Source organism: Streptomyces sp. CA-251387 (assembly GCF_050936625.1).
Classification (GTDB): Bacteria; Actinomycetota; Actinomycetes; order Streptomycetales; family Streptomycetaceae; genus Streptomyces.
On record NZ_JBNJMJ010000001.1, the window covers coordinates 8,773,961 to 8,791,572 of the forward strand.

At 71.2% G+C, this 17,612-nt stretch carries 20 protein-coding genes; 13 read left to right on the forward strand and 7 right to left on the reverse strand.

Annotated features, from left to right (window positions below):
* Positions 1-62: 62 nt before the first annotated feature.
* Entirely contained in the window at positions 63-1,025 is a 963-nt protein-coding gene (locus ACQEV2_RS39135; protein WP_433052944.1) for an SDR family NAD(P)-dependent oxidoreductase, read from the reverse strand.
* A gap of 334 nt (positions 1,026-1,359) precedes the next feature.
* Complete coding sequence (locus ACQEV2_RS39140; RefSeq protein WP_433055136.1) at positions 1,360-2,370, reverse strand: PHP domain-containing protein; 1,011 nt, start codon at positions 2,368-2,370, stop codon at positions 1,360-1,362.
* A 263-nt stretch (positions 2,371-2,633) separates the two neighbouring features.
* Here ACQEV2_RS39140 and ACQEV2_RS39145 point away from each other — a divergent pair, with 263 nt between their 5' ends.
* Complete coding sequence (locus ACQEV2_RS39145; RefSeq protein WP_433052947.1) at positions 2,634-2,870, forward strand: hypothetical protein; 237 nt, start codon at positions 2,634-2,636, stop codon at positions 2,868-2,870.
* Between the two features lie 9 nt (positions 2,871-2,879).
* On the opposite strand, the gene ACQEV2_RS39150 is transcribed toward ACQEV2_RS39145, so the two are convergent.
* Positions 2,880-4,109 carry a ricin-type beta-trefoil lectin domain protein gene (locus tag ACQEV2_RS39150; protein WP_433052950.1) on the reverse strand — a complete coding sequence of 410 codons (1,230 nt, stop codon included), beginning with the start codon at positions 4,107-4,109 and terminating at the stop codon, positions 2,880-2,882.
* A gap of 199 nt (positions 4,110-4,308) precedes the next feature.
* Here ACQEV2_RS39150 and ACQEV2_RS39155 point away from each other — a divergent pair, with 199 nt between their 5' ends.
* The gene (locus tag ACQEV2_RS39155) at positions 4,309-5,085 is read left to right on the forward strand and encodes a sulfite exporter TauE/SafE family protein (RefSeq protein WP_433052953.1); all 777 of its coding nucleotides are present in this window, start codon (positions 4,309-4,311) and stop codon (positions 5,083-5,085) included.
* Here ACQEV2_RS39155 and ACQEV2_RS39160 read toward each other — a convergent pair.
* Positions 5,082-5,615, reverse strand: coding sequence for a VanZ family protein (locus ACQEV2_RS39160; protein ID WP_433052956.1), 534 nt, complete (start codon positions 5,613-5,615; stop codon positions 5,082-5,084). The two genes, ACQEV2_RS39155 and ACQEV2_RS39160, sit on opposite strands and share 4 nt — an antisense overlap.
* A gap of 225 nt (positions 5,616-5,840) precedes the next feature.
* On the opposite strand from ACQEV2_RS39160, the gene ACQEV2_RS39165 reads away from it, so the two are divergent.
* The 6 genes from ACQEV2_RS39165 to ACQEV2_RS39190 are packed head-to-tail and all read left to right on the forward strand — an operon-like array spanning position 5,841 to position 9,571.
* Positions 5,841-6,023 carry a hypothetical protein gene (locus ACQEV2_RS39165; protein WP_433052959.1) on the forward strand — a complete coding sequence of 61 codons (183 nt, stop codon included), beginning with the start codon at positions 5,841-5,843 and terminating at the stop codon, positions 6,021-6,023.
* On the forward strand, positions 6,020-6,472 hold the full coding sequence (locus tag ACQEV2_RS39170; protein ID WP_433052962.1) for a monovalent cation/H+ antiporter complex subunit F: 453 nt from the start codon (positions 6,020-6,022) through the stop codon (positions 6,470-6,472). The genes ACQEV2_RS39165 and ACQEV2_RS39170 overlap by 4 nt, the downstream gene beginning before the upstream one ends.
* Positions 6,465-6,716, forward strand: a complete 252-nt coding sequence (locus tag ACQEV2_RS39175; RefSeq protein WP_433052965.1) for a Na(+)/H(+) antiporter subunit B — start codon at positions 6,465-6,467, stop codon at positions 6,714-6,716. The genes ACQEV2_RS39170 and ACQEV2_RS39175 overlap by 8 nt, the downstream gene beginning before the upstream one ends.
* Positions 6,713-7,453, forward strand: coding sequence for an MnhB domain-containing protein (locus ACQEV2_RS39180; RefSeq protein ID WP_433052968.1), 741 nt, complete (start codon positions 6,713-6,715; stop codon positions 7,451-7,453). Before ACQEV2_RS39175 ends, ACQEV2_RS39180 begins: the two co-directional genes overlap by 4 nt.
* 10 nt (positions 7,454-7,463) lie before the next feature.
* Positions 7,464-7,811 carry a sodium:proton antiporter gene (locus tag ACQEV2_RS39185; RefSeq protein ID WP_433055139.1) on the forward strand — a complete coding sequence of 116 codons (348 nt, stop codon included), beginning with the start codon at positions 7,464-7,466 and terminating at the stop codon, positions 7,809-7,811.
* Positions 7,811-9,571: a complex I subunit 5 family protein gene (locus ACQEV2_RS39190; RefSeq protein ID WP_433052971.1), complete on the forward strand. Its 1,761-nt coding sequence runs from the start codon at positions 7,811-7,813 to the stop codon at positions 9,569-9,571. Before ACQEV2_RS39185 ends, ACQEV2_RS39190 begins: the two co-directional genes overlap by 1 nt.
* Before the next feature lie 15 nt (positions 9,572-9,586).
* Here the strand turns inward: ACQEV2_RS39190 and ACQEV2_RS39195 are convergent, their stop codons facing one another.
* Complete coding sequence (locus tag ACQEV2_RS39195; RefSeq protein WP_433052974.1) at positions 9,587-10,249, reverse strand: DUF4230 domain-containing protein; 663 nt, start codon at positions 10,247-10,249, stop codon at positions 9,587-9,589.
* A 144-nt stretch (positions 10,250-10,393) separates the two neighbouring features.
* Here ACQEV2_RS39195 and ACQEV2_RS39200 point away from each other — a divergent pair, with 144 nt between their 5' ends.
* The 3 genes from ACQEV2_RS39200 (at position 10,394) to tuf (ending at position 13,910) form a co-directional block, all read left to right on the forward strand.
* Entirely contained in the window at positions 10,394-11,584 is a 1,191-nt protein-coding gene (locus tag ACQEV2_RS39200) for a cytochrome P450 (RefSeq protein ID WP_433052977.1), read from the forward strand.
* A gap of 101 nt (positions 11,585-11,685) precedes the next feature.
* Complete coding sequence (locus tag ACQEV2_RS39205) at positions 11,686-12,639, forward strand: ribose-phosphate diphosphokinase (protein ID WP_433052980.1); 954 nt, start codon at positions 11,686-11,688, stop codon at positions 12,637-12,639.
* Positions 12,640-12,716: 77 nt separating this feature from the next.
* Positions 12,717-13,910, forward strand: a complete 1,194-nt coding sequence (gene tuf, locus ACQEV2_RS39210) for an elongation factor Tu (RefSeq protein WP_433052983.1) — start codon at positions 12,717-12,719, stop codon at positions 13,908-13,910.
* Between the two features lie 26 nt (positions 13,911-13,936).
* On the opposite strand, the gene ACQEV2_RS39215 is transcribed toward tuf, so the two are convergent.
* Entirely contained in the window at positions 13,937-14,317 is a 381-nt protein-coding gene (locus ACQEV2_RS39215; RefSeq protein ID WP_433052986.1) for an anti-sigma factor antagonist, read from the reverse strand.
* A 170-nt stretch (positions 14,318-14,487) separates the two neighbouring features.
* Positions 14,488-14,925: a MarR family winged helix-turn-helix transcriptional regulator gene (locus ACQEV2_RS39220; protein WP_433052988.1), complete on the reverse strand. Its 438-nt coding sequence runs from the start codon at positions 14,923-14,925 to the stop codon at positions 14,488-14,490.
* A gap of 103 nt (positions 14,926-15,028) precedes the next feature.
* Here ACQEV2_RS39220 and ACQEV2_RS39225 point away from each other — a divergent pair, with 103 nt between their 5' ends.
* The gene (locus tag ACQEV2_RS39225) at positions 15,029-16,480 is read left to right on the forward strand and encodes an aldehyde dehydrogenase family protein (RefSeq protein ID WP_433052991.1); all 1,452 of its coding nucleotides are present in this window, start codon (positions 15,029-15,031) and stop codon (positions 16,478-16,480) included.
* A gap of 25 nt (positions 16,481-16,505) precedes the next feature.
* Positions 16,506-17,612, forward strand: a complete 1,107-nt coding sequence (locus ACQEV2_RS39230) for an NAD(P)-dependent alcohol dehydrogenase (RefSeq protein ID WP_433052994.1) — start codon at positions 16,506-16,508, stop codon at positions 17,610-17,612.

Here is a 17,612-nt window from a genome sequence, read left to right on the forward strand (position 1 = left end):
GCACGTCCGAGTACCCGTCCAAGGCACGCGCACCCTCCGGAACCGCACTACCCGGGCCCGCACTACGTGGCGAACGCGTTCACGCCCGTCAGCTCCGCCGACAGCTGCCACAGGCGCGCGGCCTGCTCAGGGTCGACCGCCCAGTCCTTCACCCCGCGCATCGCACCGTCGGCCGGAGCGGGCTCGGCGACCTCGCAGTCCTCCAGGTACAGGCCGCCCAGGCCGTCCAGCTGGGGCGAAGTCGCCGCCCAGACCTGGGTGGCCGCACCCTGCTGCGGGTTCTTGAAGCCCTCGGGGTTCAGCGGGGTGCCGTTCTCGTCGATCCAGCCGCGCTCCACCATCTCCTCCTTGGCCATGTGCCGCTGGAGGGGGGTGAGGATGGCGCCGGGGTGCAGGGCGAAGGCGCGCACGCCGGAGCTCTGGGCGAGCCGGTCCAGGTGCACGGCGAACAGTACGTTCGCGGTTTTGGCCTGCCCGTACGCCGCCCACTTGTCGTAGCCCCGCTGCCACTGGACGTCGTCCCAGCGCATGCCGCTCAGATGGTGTCCGCCGGAGGAGACGGAGACGACCCGTGCGCCGCCCGGTGCGAGAGCCGGCCAGAGACGGTTGACGAGGGCGAAGTGACCGAGGTGGTTGGTCGCGAACTGTGCCTCCCAGCCGGGCCCCACCCGGGTCTCCGGGCAGGCCATGATTCCGGCGCTGTTGATCAGGAAGTCGATGGTGCGGCCGGAGGCGAGGAACCGCTCGGCGAAGCCGCGCACGCTCTCCAGGTCGCCGAGGTCAAGCTCATCCACCTCGACGCCGACCAGGCCGGACAGCGCCGCCTCGGCGGTGGCCGGGCGGCGGGCTGGGACGACCACGTGGGCGCCCGCGTTGGTGAGTGCCCTGGTGGTCTCCAGACCGATGCCCGAGTAGCCGCCGGTGACGATCGCGAGCCTGCCGGTCAGGTCGATGCCGTGCAGGACGTCGTCGGCGGTGGTGGTGGCCCCGAAACCGGAGCCGATCTTGTGCTGTGCAGTGGTCATGCGCGGCACGCTACGAATTGGAGCGCTCTCGAAGTCAAGAAGACACTCGCGCAGCGAGGGGGGCAGAGAAAAGCCCCGACCGCGACGGGGGATTCGCGATCGGGGCGGTCAGTGGTGGGCGCGGATGGCGGTCGCCTCTCGGCGAAAGGCTCCACAGGGCTTCAGCCGAACGATCGTCCCTGTGGGCAAAAGGTGAGGCCCGGGGACACTGTCCCATCCGCACCCACGGCTGGTTCAACGGGAAACCACCTGCGAGTGTTCCTGGGTTTGCCACGATGTGAGGTGATCTGCATCACGCACCTTGGATTTCACCCCTCTCATGCCCCGATGGCCTTCACTTGTTGCGCGTCCATGACAGCAGTTCGTCCACGCTCCAGGTGGTGACCACCCGCTCGGCCGGCACCCCGCACTCCTCCGCCCGCGCACAGCCGTACCGCTGCCAGTCGAGCTGGCCGGGCGCATGCGCGTCGGTGTCGATGGAGAACAGCACGCCCGCCTCCACGGCCCGGCGCAGCAGCCGCCGGGGCGGGTCCAGCCGCTCGGGCCGGCTGTTGATCTCCACCGCCGTACCGGACTCGGCGCACGCGGCGAACACCTCGTCCGCGTCGAACTCCGACTCCGGCCGGCCACGCCCGGTGATCAGCCTGCCGGTGCAGTGACCGAGGATGTCCGCGTGCGGATTGCGTACGGCGGCGACCATACGGCGGGTCATCGTGCGGGCGTCCATCCGCAGCTTGGAGTGCACGGACACCACCACGACGTCGAGCCGCTCCAGCAGCTCGGGCTCCTGGTCGAGCGAGCCGTCCTCGAGGATGTCGCACTCGATGCCGGTGAGCAGCCGGAACGGCGCCCACGTCGTATTCAGCTCGGCCACCACCTCCAGCTGCTCCCGCAGCCGGTCGGCCGACAGCCCCCGTGCGACGGTCAGCCGTGGCGAGTGGTCGGTCAGCACCGCCCATTCGTGACCGAGCTCGGCCGCCGTGCGGCCCATCTCCTCGATCGGGCTGCCGCCGTCCGACCAGTCGGAGTGCAGATGACAGTCCCCGCGCAGCAGCTCCCACAACCGCCGGCCCGCCTCGGGTGGTGAGGCCGCGGGCCGGCCCTCCAGGTCCGTCAGATAGCCGGGCACCTGACCGGCCAGCGCCTCGCGCACCACCTGGGCCGTCTTCGGGCCGACGCCCCGCAGCGACTCCAGCGTCCCGGCCTCCGCCCGCGCCCGCACCTCCTCCGCGGGCAGCTCGGACAGCGCCCGGGCGGCCGTACGGAAGGCCCGTACGCGATACGTCGGCGCCAGGGACCGCTCCAGCAGAAAGGCGATCCGGTTCAGGGCCTCGACGGGATCCATCACCACCTCCACCTCCAGCTCCAGGGTTCCCCGGCCCCGCCGCCCTCGCACGGTGGTGGACGGTTTGCTACCTGGACCTGGACGGCAGGACCTCACCGCTCCCGGGCACCTCGTCCGCATCCGCGCCTCTTCCCGATCGGCAGCGGCAGGCGGACCCACCCGGGGTGCCCGGGACACCCCGCCGCCAGGCGTCGGCAGATGGCCCGAAGTACCTGTTTGCCCGGAAGGATCCGTTGACGCGGGTTGCGCTCTACGCTCTATTCATGACCGAAATCGCGAGCCCGCACATCTCACACCCGCGGATCATGGTGCTCGGGGTTCAGCCGGGCACGCCTCCGTTCCGCATCATGGAGATCGACGGTGTGGTCGTCGGTGAGGCGAGGACCATCACCGACGTCCTGGAGACCGCCGCCGCCTTCGGCATCACGGTCCACGACCTGGACGACCCGGACGTGGTCCGCTGGGTGGGCGGCGACAAGTTCACCTGGCACCACCGCTAGCCGGCCGGGTCAGCCGACCGTCCATTTCTGGTTGGCGCCGCCCGTGCAGGTCCAGATCTGCAGCCGGGTGCCGTTGGCCGGGTTGTTGCCGGTCACGTCCAGGCACTTGTCGGCCTGCGGGTTGACGATGTCGCGCGCCGCGGTGACCGTCCATTTCTGGTTGGGGCCGCCCGTGCAGTCCCACAGCTGGACGGTCGTGCCGTCCGCGGTGCCGTTGCCGGTGGCGTCCAGGCACTTGCCGAGCGCGCGCAGGGTGCCGTCGGAGCCGGCGGTCCACTGCTGGGCGGCGGTGCCGTTGCAGTCGTAGAGCTGCACGGGTGTGCCGTTGGCGGAGCTCGCCCCGGCCACGTCCACGCACTTTCCGGCGAGCCCCCTGATCGCCCCACCGGTGGGGCTGTCGCCGGTGGTCACCGAGACGTGGTCCACCACCAGCTGCTGCGGGAAGACGGTGGAGCCGTCCGGGTCGCCGGGCCAGTAGCCGCCGACCGCGAGGTTGAGGATCAGGAAGAACGGCTTGTTGAACACCCACTGCCGGCCACCCAGGTCGGCAGGCGTCCGCCGCTGGTAGACGTTCCCGTCCACGGACCAGGTGATCGAGTCGGGCGCCCAGTCGATGGCGAAGGTGTGGAAGGCGTCGGCGAAGGCCTGCCCGTTCGGGAGGGAGTAGGCGGCGCCTATGCCGCCGGAGCCGGAGTAGCCGGGACCGTGGATCGTGCCGTGCACCGTCGAGGGCTCGAAGCCGACGTTCTCCATGATGTCGATCTCGCCCGAGTCGGGCCAGTTGACCGGTGTGCCGAGCATCCAGAACGCGGGCCACATGCCCTGCCCGCGCGGCACCTTCATCCGTGCCTCGACGTGCCCGTACTGGGCGGTGAACTTCCCGGCCGTGTTCAGCCGGGCCGAGGTGTACTGACAGGTGCCGTACCAGCACTGGTAGTTGGCCGGGTTCTCGCGCCGGGCCGTGATCACCAGGTGGCCCTGGCCGTCCAGCGCCGCGTTCTTGTTGCCGGACGTGTAGTACTGCCGCTCGTGGTTGTTGACATTGTCGCCGGTCTCGATCTGCCACTTCGACGCGTCGACCGCGGCACCGGCGGGCCCGTCGAAGCTGTCGGAGAACGTCACCGCGGCGGCCGTGACGTCCGGTGGTCCGGCCTGTGCGGGGCCGATCGCGGCGGAGGCGACCAGGACCGCCGACAGAGCGGCGAGGAGAGCGGTGCGGAGCAGGCGTGGGGAAGCCATCGTGCTCCCTTCCGTACGGCGACCCGGGGGACGGGGTGTGCCGACCGAGGTGGGGGGTGAAGGTGTCGCCACTTGATTTAAGGAGTGAGATAAGAGGCCGTCAATACCTTGGTACGGACCAGAAGTTGACTGGGCTCCATCGCCCCCGCCCGGCATGATGCGGCCGCCGCCGAAGCGTTCGGTTCCTAGGCTCGTCGCCATGAACGCCGCACACCTCGGTGAGCTGCTCGCCGTCCTGGGCGCGGGCATCGCCGCCGGCGCGGTCAACGCGGTAGTCGGCTCGGGGACGCTGATCACGTTCCCGGTCCTGCTCGCGACCGGCCTGCCGCCCGTCACCGCCGCGGTCTCCAACGCGCTCGGCCTGATCCCCGGCTCGATCAGCGGTGCCCTCGGGTATCGCGGGGAACTGCGCGGGCAGCGCCGGCGCATCCTGAAGTGGAGCGCCGGTGCCCTGCTCGGCGGACTCACCGGTGCCACGCTGCTGCTGGCCCTGCCCGCCTCGGCGTTCGAACGGATCGTGCCGGTCCTGGTGGGGCTCGCCCTCGTGCTGGTCGTTCTCCAGCCGCTGATCAGCAGGAGGCTGCGCAGCCGCCGCGCCCGGAAGGGCAGATCCGCGCGCCCCGACGGCGGCCCCCTGCTGCTCGCCGGACTGACCCTGGCCAGCGTCTACGGCGGCTACTTCTCCGCCGCCCAGGGCATCATCTACGTCGCCCTGATGGGCATGCTCCTCGACGACGGCCTGCAACGCCTCACCGCGGTCAAGAACGTGCTCGTCGCCGTGGTCAACTCCGTCGCCGCGCTCTTCTTCCTCGTCGTGGCGCACTTCGACTGGACGGCCGTCGCCCTCCTCGCCGCCGGCTCCGCGGCCGGCGGCCACCTCGGAGCCAGGACGGGCCGCCGTCTTCCTCCCGCTGTCCTGCGTGGGCTCATCGTCGTGGTCGGCACGGTGGCCATCGTCCAGCTGGTGCTGCGCTAGGAGCGACGCTCCTTCGCGTGCACGGCCCGGCTCAGCCGCCGCCCCAGCAGGAGGTAACCGATCAGGGCGCCGGTCGTGTTGAGGATGACGTCGTCGATGTCGAAAGCGCGCCCCCGCACCAGCGCACCCTGCGCGAACTCGACGAGCAGCATGACGGTCGCCGTCAGCAGAAGCACCCGGAGGATGCCGCGCGTCCGCGGGGCGAGGACGGGAACCAGGATGCCGAACGGCACGCCGAGCAGCAGGTTCCCGCCGATCTGCCGGACGGCGTCGCGCAGTTCGGGCTGGTCCAGATAGGCCCGCAGGGAGCGGCCCGGATGCAGGTTGGTGTGCGTCAGGGCCTCCGACGCGGGGGAGGGCTGCAGGGTGAGCTTCGCCAGGACGACGGCGAAGGCGACCATGAACGCGAAGGCGCACAGCATCGCCAGGAGGCGGGCGAGGACGCGCAGCGGACGTCGCTCGGATCGCGGGGTGGGCTTGGAAGTGCCGGGGTGTGACGCGGCACGCGAACGTGAGGTTCCACGGGCCATGCGGTCCTCCAGTCTTCAACTTCCCTTCGTAGTAAGCGGGTTACCCCCGCACGGCGTTGCGATGCCGCCGCGGGCCGCATCCGGCCGTGGCCGCGCCCGGTTTCCCTTCACGCTGTCGGGGCACTCCGGCCGGAGGCCCGCGCGCGCCGCCGCCCCTGTCATCACGGGTGGTGTTTGGATGACGCGGAACGGACGTAACGGATAACTGGCCCGCGGAGGTGGCGCATGAACCGGCCTACGACGCTTCTCGCGGCGGCCGAGTTCCTGGCCTGGTGGGCCGCGCTCGCCCTGCTGTGGCTGGTCCTCATCAGCGCCGTGGACACCCTGGAGCTCGCGGTCGGCGCGGGCGTCGCCGGCGTGGCCGCGCTCGCGGCGGTCGCCGCACGACGGGCGGTGACCGGACGGTGAACGGCTGGCTCCTCGCGGCGACCGTCGTGCTCGGCGGGGGAGTGGGCGCCACCCTCTGGGGCGTCGCCACCGGACCGCTGCGGCGCCGGGTCGTGGCGCAGAACCTGTCCACCGCGCTGGCCTGCCCCGGACTGCTGCTGCTCGCGCAGGGATACGACCGCCCGTCCTACGTCGATCTCGCCCTGGTCCTGGCCCTGCTCGGTCCGGTCGGCACCCTCGTCTTCGCCCGCCTGCTCAGCGACGAGCTGGCCGATGACCGGCCGCGCGCCTGGGGCGTGACCTGGGCGGCCGCGGGGCTCGGCGCGGCGGTGGTCCTGGTGCTGTGCGTGGCGGTCGGGCCGAGCCGGGCCATGGTGAAGCTCCTGGTCACGGGCGCGCTGCTGATCGGCGGGAACATCGTCGCCTCCCGCGCGCTGTCCGGCGGTTTGGCGGGGGTGCGCGGTGGCTGACGCGGTGATCGTCGTCGCGCTGCTGCTGGTCGCCTTCGCCGCGACCCTGGCGGTACTGGTCCGCGACCCCGTGCGCCAGGCCCTCGTGCTGGCCGTCCTCGGCGTCGTCCTCGCCGTCCTGTTCACCGTGGTGCAGGCTCCCGACGTTGCCCTGTCGCAACTGGCCGTCGGCGGCGCCCTCACCCCGCTGCTGCTGCTCCTGTCGGTCCGCAAGGTCAAGCGCCGCAAGGGACGTGACGGATGAGCCCGCGCACCCGGCTCTGGCTCGTCGCGGTCGGCGGCGCCGGCCTCGCCGCGCTCCTCGTCGCCGCCTGCCTGAGCCTGCCCGGCTTCGGCGGCGACCGCCACCCGTACGGCGACCGCGCCGTGCACGCGTCCCTCACCCGGCACACCGCCAACACCGTCGCCTCCGTCAACTTCGACCAGCGCGCCTTCGACACCCTCGGCGAGATGACCATCCTGTTCGCGGCCGTCGTCGGCTGTGTCGTCCTGCTGCGGCAGACCCGCGACGAACACCGCGCCCGGCCCGCACCCGCCGACGTGGACCCGCCCGTACGCCGGTACGCCCTGATCGTCCTGCCGGTCGCCCTGGCCACGGGCCTGTACGTCATCGCGCACGGCCAGTTGAGCCCGGGCGGCGGCTTCCAGGGCGGCGTCGTCGCCGCGACCTCCCTGCACCTGCTCTACCTCGGCGCCGACTACCGCGCCCTGGAACGCATCCGCCCGGTCGGCCTGTACGAGGTCGGCGACGCCCTGTCCGCCTCCGCCTACCTCGTCACCGGCCTCGCGGGCCTCATCGGCGGCACCGCGTTCCTCGCCAACACCCTGCTGCCGTACGGCACGTTCAACACGCTGTCCTCCGGCGGCACCGTGCCGCTGCTGAACGCGGCCATCGGCATGGAGGTCACCTGCGCGGTCGTCGTGCTGCTCGCCCGCTTCCTGGACCAGGCCGTCGAGATCGAGGAGGAGAACGGGAAGTGAGAGCGCCGTGATGGATGTACTGCCCTACCTGGTCTCCGCCTGGATCTTCCTGGCCGGCTGCTACGGCCTCGCCACCAGCCGCAATCTCATCCACGCCGTCGGCTGCCTCTCCGTCTGCCAGTCCGCGACGTACGTCCTGCTGCTGGCCGTCGGCTACCGCGACGGCGCCACCGCGCCCGTGTTCTCCGACATCGACCCCGGCTCCCGCCCCGTCGTCGACCCGGTCGTGCAGGCCCTGGCCCTGACGGACGTCGTCGTCGGCGCCACGGTCACCGCCCTCCTCCTGGCGCTCGTCATCCAGGTCTCCAAACGGCACGGGACGGTCGACCCAGACGAACTCTCCGAGCTGCGCGGCTGATGAACGACCTGCTGCCGCTGCTCGTCGCCGTACCGCTCCTCGGGGCCGCCCTCCTGGTCGCGGGCGGACGCCGGGTGCCCCGCGTCCTCGCCGAGTCCGTGGGCTGTGCCGTCTCGGCGGGCACGGCCGGACTCGCGATCGTGCTGCTGCTGAACTCCTCGCCACCGATGACCGAGTGGGTCGGCGGCTGGACGCCCGTCGACGGCCGCAGCGTCGGCATCGTCCTGGTCGGGGACGGCCCGGGCCTGGGCATGGCCGCGCTCGCCTCCCTGCTGACCCTGGCGGCGCTGGCGTACTCCTGGCACTACTTCGACGAGCCCCCGCGCCGGCACGCCGGCTCGTTCCCCGCACTGATACTGCTCTTCCAGGCCGGCATGTGCGGGTTCGCGGTCGCGGGCGACCTGTTCAACGCGTTCGTGTGGTTCGAGCTGATGAGCGTCGTCGCCTACGCCCTGACCGGCACCCGGGTCGAGGAGGCCAAGGCCGTACAGGGCGCGCTGACCTTCGGGGTCGTCACCTCCCTCGGCGCGTACGCCATGCTGATGGGCATCGGCCTGCTCTACGCCCGCACCGGCGAGCTCGCCATGGCCCAGATCGGCCGCGGCCTCGACGCGCAGGGCCCGCCGGACGCGCTGGTCCTCGCCGCCTTCGTCCTCCTCCTGACCGGCCTGCTGGTCAAGGCGGCCGCGGTTCCCTTCCACTTCTGGCTCCCGGACGCGCACGCCGTCGCACCCACCCCGGTGTGCATGCTGCTGTCGGGCGTCATGGTCGAACTCGGCGCGTACGGCGTCTGGCGGGTGTACGGCACGGTCTTCGCCGGACCCGGCGGCATCCCGGCGGCCGACCTGGAGCGGGTGCTCCTCGTGCTCGGCGCGGTGACGGCGCTGATCGGCGCGGTCATGTGCTGGTACCAGCGGCACATCAAACGGCTGCTGGCGTACTCGACCGTCGCCCACACAGGGCTGTTCCTCATCGGCATCGGTGCCCTGACACCCGAGGCCGACGACGGGATCGCCCTGTACGTCCTCGGCCACGCCGGCGTGAAGGCCGCCCTGTTCGCCTGCACGGGCATCCTCCTCGACCGGTACGGCAGCGTCGACGAACACGCGCTGCACGGACGCGCCCGGGAACTGCGGGGCGTCGCCGTGCTGTTCGCCGTGGCCGGGCTGGCGCTCGCGGGACTGCCGCCCTTCGGTACGGCCTTCGGCAAGGCGGTCACGGAGGAGGCCGTGGGCGGCCCGCTCACCGTGCTGTACGTCGCGGCGACCGCGGTCACCGCCGGAGCGGTGCTGCGGGTCGCCGCGCGGGTGTTCCTCGGGCTCGGGCCCAGGCCGTACGACAAGGCGGGATACGAGACGACCGGCGCCGGCGAGCGGCCCGAGACCCGGCACCGGCTCCGCCGGATCCCCGACACCATGACCGCCGTCCCCGCCCTGCTGCTCGCGGGCTCCCTCGCCGTCGGCGTGGCCCCCGGCTTCGGTGAGGTGGTGGCGCGAGCCGTCAACGAGGCCGGGTCCGGCGGTGCGGTGGTCGCCGCACCGCACTGGAGCCCGGCCGGTGTGCTGCTGGACCTCGCCTCGACCGCGCTGGCCCTGGGCCTCGCGGCCCTGGCCGTCACCCGGCCGAGGCTCCTCGCCGCCCCGGACCGGGCGCTGCCGCTGCGGCGCCTGCAGTCCGGGCACGTCGGGGACTACGTGGCCTGGGTGCTGGTGGGCGCCACCGTGCTCGGGGCGCTGGCCCTGCCAGGCCTGCGTTCGTAGGCCGGCTCTGGCGGGTCAGGACCCGTACATCACCTTCACCTCCTTGAAACCGAGGGAGTGGAGCAGGCCTTCGAGCATGTCGGTGGTGTTGGTCTCGGCGCGCGCGGTCAGTTCGCTGTCCTTGGCCGCCTCGCCGATGTGCTTCACCGCGAGCTTCTGCACGGCCTGTTCGCTGTTCGGGTTGTCGGAGAAGAGATCGCCGAGGCGGTCGAGGAGACCGCGCTGCTTGGACACGGCGTAGGAGCGGTCGGGGTCCAGGGACGGTTTGCCGAGGACGGCGTGCGGCAGGCGGAGCGTGGCGGACGTACGGTCGTCGTTGACCGTGACGTCGTCCTTATCGACCCTTCCGAGGTCGACATAGGCGTCCACGGTGCCCGCGCCGACGTACAGGGTGCGGCTGCCGCGGATCGCGTCGGGCAGGAACTTGGCGTCCTTCTCCAGATCCACGACGATCTGGAAGTTGCCGGAGGCGGCGTCGTAGCGGCTCATGTCCTGGATGGACTGGAGCAGCGCGGGACCCGAGCGGTCCTCGGTCTCGGTGCCGAACAGGTCCTTCAGGCCGGGGAGCACGCTCAGCCGGATCCCGGCGAAGAAGACGACGAGCACCAGCACGAGGGCGCTCACCGCCTTCGCCCAGCCGGGCATGCGCTTGTTGATGCGCTTGATGGGAGTCGTCATGTCGACGTTCCTCCTTCCCTGTTCAACCAAGTACCCCCAAATCCCTTGCCGGACCTGTCCGTTGGCCGATTGCCGCCCCTGACTGGGGCAGGGGCGGCGCACTAGCGTGGGAAACCGTCCGTACCGGCGCGTCTGGAGACCCGGATGAGCGCAGACAGCACCTCCCGGCCGCTTCGCCCCATGCACCGCATCACCCTCCCCGAGCCCGGGCCGCCCCGGCTCGGCACCCTCGCCACCGGCACCCCGGTGTGGATCGTGACCCGGTACGCCGAGGCGCGGCAGGTGCTCATGGACCCCCGGTTCAACCGCAGTGCGCTGCACGCTCCGGATGCCCCGCCGCTGCTCGTCGTACCGAACCTGCTCGACGCCCCCGACGGGCTCATCAACCAGGACGGCGCCGACCACCAGCGGCTGCGCGGCACGGTCCAGCGAGCGTTCACGCCCCGGGCGATCGCCCGGTGGCGGCCCTGGGTGGCCACGGTCGTCGAATCACTCCTCGACGACTTCGCCGGACAGGACCGGCCCGCCGACATCATCGAAGGCTTCACGCGCCCTTTGCCCGTCTCGGTGATCTGCCGCCTGATGGGCCTGGAGCACGTGGATCGCGACCGCATCCGGCACTGGGCCGACCACGCCTTGTCCGGTGGCGCCCACACCGCCGAGGAAGTCCGCGCGGCGATGCGCGAGTTCGGCGAGTTCGCCGGTGAACTGGTCGCCGAACGCCGGAAGTCGCCGGCCGACGACCTGGTGAGCGGGCTGGTCGCGGCGGGAGACGACCTCGGGATCGACGAGCGCCGACTGGTCACCCTGGTCTGCGGCCTGGTCGTCGCCGGGCACGAGACCACCATGACGGCCCTCGGCAACGCCGTCGTCTATCTCCTCACCGACGGGCGGGCCGCCTGGAAGGGACTCGCCGAGGACGTAGAGGCGGCGGCCACCGCTGCCGAGCAGCTGCTGCGGACCATCCCGCTCAGCGAGGGCCGCGTCCTGCCCGGCCTGATCCGCCGCGCCGTCGAGGACGCCGAGGTCGGCGGCGTGCTGATCCCGGCGGGCAGCGTCGTCGCCGTCCAGACCAACTCCGCCGGCCGCGACCCGGACGTCTTCCCGCCCGGCGACCCCGACCTCTTCGCCCCCCTGACCTCGCCCAGCATCGCCTTCGGCGCCGGACCCCACCACTGCCTGGGCGCCTGGCTCGCCCGCCTGGAACTCGAACTCGCCCTGCACCGCCTCGCCGTCCGCTTCCCGCGCCTGTGTGCCGAGTTCACACCGGAGACCATCGAGTGGCGGGAGGGGCGGATGACGCGGAGCCCGCGGCGGTTGCCCGTGTCCTGGTGAGGCCCTCGCCACACCTCCGCGTCCTCGTCTGAGCCGCAACGTTTCTGCCGAGGTCAGTAGCATGAGTCCGCCACCCGGAATGATCATGCGAGGAGCGGTTCGTGCGAGAGATCGCCGTGTTCAGCGGTAGTGCCCACCCCGAACTGGCGGCGGAGGTCTGCGCTCACCTCGGGGTGCCGCTCAGCCCCAGCCGGGTCAGCCGGTTCGCCAACGACTGCCTGGAGGTGCAGCTGCAGGCCAACTGCCGCGAACGGGACGTCTTCCTGATCCAGCCGCTGGTCCGACCGGTGCAGGAGCACCTCGTCGAGCTGCTGCTGATGTGCGACGCCGCGCGCGGCGCGTCCGCACGCCGGATCACCGTCGTCATGCCGCACTACTCCTACGCCCGCTCCGACAAGAAGGACGCACCCCGTATCTCCCTCGGCGGACGCCTCGTCGCCGACCTGATGGTGGCGGCCGGCGCGAGCCGCGTCCTCGCCATGACCCTGCACGCGCCCCAGGTGCACGGCTTCTTCACGGTGCCGGTCGACCACCTGCACGCGCTGCGTGAGCTCGCCGCGCACTTCCGGCAGTACGACCTGTCCCGTACGACCGTCGTCTCGCCGGACCTCGGCAACGCCAAGGAGGCCGCAGCGTTCGCCCGGATGCTCGGCGCCCAGGTGGCCGCAGGCGCCAAGCAGCGGTTCGCGGACGACCGGGTCAGCATCAACACCGTCATCGGCGAGGTGACCGGGCGGGACGTCATCATCCTGGACGACGAGATCGCCAAGGGCAGTACCGTCCTCGAACTCCTCGACCGATTGCGGGAGCTGGGGCCGCGCTCGATCCGGGTCGCCTGTACGCACGGCCTGTTCGCGTCCGGGGCGCTGAAGCGGATCGGTGAGCAGCCCGACGTACTGGAGATCGTGTGCACCAACACCGTGCCGGTCCCGGCGGAGGAGCGCACCGAGAAGCTGCGGATCCTCTCCATCGCCCCCGCGCTCGCCGAGGCCGTGCGCCGCATTCACAACGGGGAGTCCGTCAGCGCCCTGTTCGACGCGCCGGGAACCGAATAGACAGGAGGGAGCGGAGCAACGCTCGGCACGACCCGGATGCACGGCTCGGCATCACCGGATGCTCAGGAGGGCTCGCCATGGCGAAGGCGAAGTTCGAACGGACCAAGCCGCATGTGAACATCGGGACCATCGGTCACATCGACCATGGGAAGACCACGCTCACGGCGGCCATCACGAAGGTGCTGCACGACAGGTATCCCGACCTGAACCCGTTCACGCCGTTCGACATGATCGACAAGGCGCCCGAAGAGCGGCAGCGCGGAATCACCATCTCCATCGCGCACGTCGAGTACCAGACCGAGCGCCGGCACTACGCGCACGTCGACTGCCCGGGGCACGCGGACTACATCAAGAACATGATCACCGGCGCGGCCCAGATGGACGGCGCGATCCTGGTCGTCGCCGCCACCGACGGGCCGATGCCGCAGACCAAGGAGCATGTGCTGCTGGCGCGGCAGGTGGGAGTGCCGTACATCGTCGTCGCGCTCAACAAGGCCGACATGGTCGACGACGAGGAGATCCTGGAGCTCGTCGAGCTGGAGGTGCGCGAGCTGCTGACCGACTACGAGTTCCCGGGCGACGACGTCCCGGTGATCAGGGTCTCCGCGCTCAAGGCGCTGGAGGGGGACCCGGAGTGGGCCCGGTCGGTGCTGGATCTGCTGGAGGCCGTCGACACGGCCGTCCCGGAGCCGGAGCGCGATGTCGACAAGCCGTTCCTCATGCCCATCGAGGACGTGTTCACCATCACCGGTCGCGGCACGGTCGTCACCGGCCGGATCGAGCGCGGCCGGCTGCTCGTGAACAGCGAGGTCGAGATCATCGGCATCCACGACCAGAAGACCAAGACCACGGTCACCGGCATCGAGATGTTCCGCAAGCTCCTCGACGAGGGCCGTGCCGGCGAGAACGTCGGTCTGCTGCTGCGGGGCGTGAAGCGGGAGGACGTCGAGCGCGGCCAGGTCGTCATCAAGCCCGGATCGGTCACCCCGCACACGGAGTTCGAGGCGCAGGCGTACATCCTGTCGAAGGACGAGGGCGGCCGGCACACGCCGTTCTTCCAGAACTACCGCCCCCAGTTCTACTTCCGTACGACGGATGTGACGGGCGTGGTGACCCTGCCGAAGGGCACCGAGATGGTCATGCCGGGCGACAACACCGGCATGCACGTCCAGCTGATCCAGCCCATCGCCATGGAGGAGGGGCTGAAGTTCGCCATCCGCGAGGGCGGCCGGACGGTGGGGGCCGGTCAGGTCACCAGAATCCTCAAGTAGCCGCCCTCACAAGGCGGTTGACGGCGTCATAAGGTGCCGGACGTGGTCTCGGGCTGGTCCAGGGCCGCGTCCGGCGTCGGATGCGGGGGCAGCAGCCGGGACAGGCCGGTGATCCTGAGCACGCGCAGGGTGAGCGGGTGGGTGCAGACCAGGTGCAGCTGCCCGCCGTGGTCGAGGACCCGGCTGCGGGCCCGGTACAGCAGACGCAGTCCGGAGCAGTCGAAGAACTCGACGCTCCTGAGGTCGATGACGATCCGGGCGTCGGGGCGGGTCGTGACCCGGTCCAGGTACGGGGCGATCTCCACCGCCGCCGCGATGTCGATCTCGCCGCGGAACTCCAGCACCGTGTGGTCCCGGTGCCGGTGGACGCGCAGATGCCGGCTGAACGGCGCAGGATCCTGCTGCACGACGACATCGCCTCCAACCTGTTCACTTGCGGCGGGGTGCCCAAATGCGGCCCCCGCACTGCAAGTTACCCTCGATTGAGCGAATCTGAGCATGTTCGATTGACATATGTCTTTGAATTGCGACAGAGGTTTCGCGTGACGCGCGGGACTCGGCCACGAGCGGAACGTGGCTACGACAGGGCGTGCCAGGCCTTGGAGAGTGCCTGGCGGAACTGCTCGGTCTGATGGGCCGTGAGGTCACGCACCATCCGCTCCTCCAGCTCCCGCACGGACTGCTCGTACTGTGCGAGCAGCTCGCGGCCCGCGTCGGTCAGCAGGATCAGCAGCTCGCGGCGGTTGCGCGGGTTGCGCTCCCGGCGGACGAGTCCGCGGGTCTCCAGGCTCCGTACGAGATCGGCGATCGACTGCGCCGTGACGAAGGAGTCGCGCGCCAGCTGGGCGGCCGACAGTCCGTCGTGCCGCTGCAGCACGGTGAGCGCGGTGTACTGCAGCGCGGTGATCCCGGACGGTCTGACCAGCTCGTCCAGGTGGGAGCGCACCACGAGCTCCACCTGCTTCACCATGTAGAGAAGCGACGGTGGTGCCTTGGTTGCCTGGGCGTCGAGCATGAGTTCAGCCTAGAGCATTGACAGGAATCCTGTCTGTAATGAGACTGCGGACAAACAGGAATCCTGTTGATTGAAATCTTGGCAATGAGGCTGAGGAGTGGCGATGACCACCTTCGAGATCGAACCCGGTCGGTTGTTCATCGGGGGCCAGTGGCGCGAGGCCGCCGACGGAGCCCGCACCGAGGTGGTCGACCCGTCCCGGGGCGCGGTCGTCACGACCGTCGCGGACGCCGGTGCCGCCGATGTGGACGCGGCCGTGCGCGCCGCGCGGGACGCCTTCGACGACGGTGCCTGGTCCGGGCTGAGCGGCCGCGAGCGCGGCAGGGTGCTGCACCGTATCGCCGAGCTGATCCGGGAGAACGCCGACACCATCGCCGAGGTGGAGAGCCGTGACGTCGGCAAGCCGATCACCCTCGCCCACGCCGTCGACGTCACCAACGCGGCCAACGACTACGAGCACTTCGCCGCCCTCGCCCACTCCCTGGACGGCTCCGTCCGCGACACCCCCATGAACGCCCTCGCCTACGTGCGGCGCCGGCCGATCGGCGTGGTCGCGGCGATCACGCCGTACAACTTCCCGCTGATCCTGGCCGGCTCGAAGATCGCCCCGGCGCTCGCGGCGGGCAACACGGTGGTGCACAAGCCGGCCGAGGAGACTCCGCTCAGCGCCCTCTACATGGCCGATCTCTTCAAGCGGGCCGGGGTCCCCGACGGCGTGGTCAACGTCGTCACCGGCGGTCCCGCGGCCGGCGAGGCACTGCTGCGGCACTCCGGTGTCGACAAGGTCGCCTTCACCGGCTCGACCACGGTCGGCCGGAAGGTCGCGGCCATCGCCGGGGAGTCGCTCAAGCCGGTCACCATGGAACTCGGCGGCAACGCGGCCCACCTCGTCTTCGAGGACGCCGACCTGGAGAAGGCCGTTGGCGCGATCATCAAGGGCTTCGTCTTCAACACCGGACAGTTCTGCATGGGCGGACCGCGGCTGCTGGTGGCCCGGCAGGTCTACAGCACCGTGCTCGGCATCCTCGCCGACGCCGTGCCCGGCGTCCCGCTGGGCGACCCGCGCAAGCCCGAGACCGTCGTCGGCCCGATGGCGGGGGAGCGGCACCTGCGCAAGGTCGAGGAGTACGTCGACCTGGCCCGCAAGGAGGGTGGCCGCATCGTCTGCGGCGGTGAGCGGCTCGACCTGGACGGCGGCTACTACTACAGGCCGACGGTGATCGCCGACCTCGCGAACGACTCCCGGGTGGTCCAGGAGGAGATCTTCGGCCCGGTCCTCACCGTCCAGCCCTTCGACTCCGAGGACGAGGCCGTCGAGCTCGCCAACTCCACGCCGTACGGCCTGGCCTCGGGCGTCCAGACCGGCAACCTGGCCCGCGCGCATCGTGTCGCCGACCGGCTGGCGGCCGGCATCGTCTGGGTCAACGACTGGGCGATGCTCGACCCCGCGGTCCCCTTCGGCGGCGTCAAGGACTCCGGCTTCGGCCGCGAGTACGGGCCCGAGGCGCTCGACGCCTACACCACCACCAAGTCCGTCGTCGTCTCGCTCGACTGAGCGCACTGCGAAGGAGATCCGTCAGATGTCCATCCCCACCCGTGCAGCCGTCGTCGAGTCCGGCGGAGCACCCTTCACCCTCTCCGACGTCGAGCTCGACGAGCCCGGACCGCACGAGGCCGTCGTCCGCATGGTGGCGACCGGCCTGTGCCACACGGACCTCGGCGTGGCGAGCGGCGGACTGCCCTTCCCCCTCCCCGGCGTCCTCGGCCACGAGGGCGCGGGCGTCGTCGAGGCCGTCGGTCCGTCCGTGACCTGCGTCGCGCCGGGCGACCACGTCGTGCTGTCCTTCACCTCCTGCGGGGACTGCCGCAACTGCCGGGGCGGCCACCCCGCGTACTGCGCGACCTGGCTGCCGCTGAACCTCATCGGCGGACGCCGGGCCGACGGCACCAGCACCCTCAGCCGGGACGGCGAGGCCCTCGGCGGTCACTTCTTCGGGCAGTCCTCCTTCGCCGAGCGGGCGCTGGTGGACGAGCGCAGCCTGGTGAAGGTCGACCCGGAGGTGCCGCTCGCGTCGATCGCCCCGCTGGGCTGCGGGGTGCAGACCGGAGTCGGCGCCGTCTGGAACGTACTGAAGCCGGTCACCGGCAGCACGGTCGTCGTGCTCGGCGCCGGAGCCGTCGGCCTGTCCGCGGTGATGGCGGCCGCCCTCACCCCCGCGACCACGATCGTGGCCGTCGACCGGGTCGGCGAACGCCTGTCGCTGGCAAAGGAGTTGGGCGCCACCCACACCGTCAACGCCGCCGAGGCCGATCTCGGCGACGCGCTCGCCGTGATCACCGGCGGCCAGGGCGCCGACGGCGTAGTGGAGACCACGGGCAACGTGGCCGTCCTGCGCCAGGGCGTCGACGCGCTCGCCGCCCGCGGCACCCTGGTCGTCGTCGGCGCCCCGCCCTTCGGCACCGAAGTCGCCCTGGACGTCAACGGGTTGCTCGGCGGCAAGCAGGTCGTCGGCCTCACCCTCGGGGACGCCGAGACGCAGACGTTCATCCCTTCCCTGGTCCGGCTGGTGAAGGAGGGGCGGCTCCCGCTGCACCGCCTGGTCAGCACCTATCCGTTCGCGGACATCGACCAGGCGGTACGGGACATGGGTGCGGGCAAGGCGATCAAGCCCGTCCTGACGTTCTGA

Coding starts and splice junctions, on each gene's coding strand:
- ACQEV2_RS39135 (WP_433052944.1), bottom strand. CDS start 1,025: ATGACCACTGCACAGCACAAGATCGGCTCCGGTTTCGGGGCCACCACC.
- ACQEV2_RS39140 (WP_433055136.1), bottom strand. CDS start 2,370: ATGGATCCCGTCGAGGCCCTGAACCGGATCGCCTTTCTGCTGGAGCGG.
- ACQEV2_RS39145 (WP_433052947.1), top strand. CDS start 2,634: ATGACCGAAATCGCGAGCCCGCACATCTCACACCCGCGGATCATGGTG.
- ACQEV2_RS39150 (WP_433052950.1), bottom strand. CDS start 4,109: ATGGCTTCCCCACGCCTGCTCCGCACCGCTCTCCTCGCCGCTCTGTCG.
- ACQEV2_RS39155 (WP_433052953.1), top strand. CDS start 4,309: ATGAACGCCGCACACCTCGGTGAGCTGCTCGCCGTCCTGGGCGCGGGC.
- ACQEV2_RS39160 (WP_433052956.1), bottom strand. CDS start 5,615: ATGGCCCGTGGAACCTCACGTTCGCGTGCCGCGTCACACCCCGGCACT.
- ACQEV2_RS39165 (WP_433052959.1), top strand. CDS start 5,841: ATGAACCGGCCTACGACGCTTCTCGCGGCGGCCGAGTTCCTGGCCTGG.
- ACQEV2_RS39180 (WP_433052968.1), top strand. CDS start 6,713: ATGAGCCCGCGCACCCGGCTCTGGCTCGTCGCGGTCGGCGGCGCCGGC.
- ACQEV2_RS39185 (WP_433055139.1), top strand. CDS start 7,464: ATGGATGTACTGCCCTACCTGGTCTCCGCCTGGATCTTCCTGGCCGGC.
- ACQEV2_RS39190 (WP_433052971.1), top strand. CDS start 7,811: ATGAACGACCTGCTGCCGCTGCTCGTCGCCGTACCGCTCCTCGGGGCC.
- ACQEV2_RS39195 (WP_433052974.1), bottom strand. CDS start 10,249: ATGACGACTCCCATCAAGCGCATCAACAAGCGCATGCCCGGCTGGGCG.
- ACQEV2_RS39200 (WP_433052977.1), top strand. CDS start 10,394: ATGAGCGCAGACAGCACCTCCCGGCCGCTTCGCCCCATGCACCGCATC.
- tuf (WP_433052983.1), top strand. CDS start 12,717: ATGGCGAAGGCGAAGTTCGAACGGACCAAGCCGCATGTGAACATCGGG.
- ACQEV2_RS39220 (WP_433052988.1), bottom strand. CDS start 14,925: ATGCTCGACGCCCAGGCAACCAAGGCACCACCGTCGCTTCTCTACATG.
- ACQEV2_RS39225 (WP_433052991.1), top strand. CDS start 15,029: ATGACCACCTTCGAGATCGAACCCGGTCGGTTGTTCATCGGGGGCCAG.
- ACQEV2_RS39230 (WP_433052994.1), top strand. CDS start 16,506: ATGTCCATCCCCACCCGTGCAGCCGTCGTCGAGTCCGGCGGAGCACCC.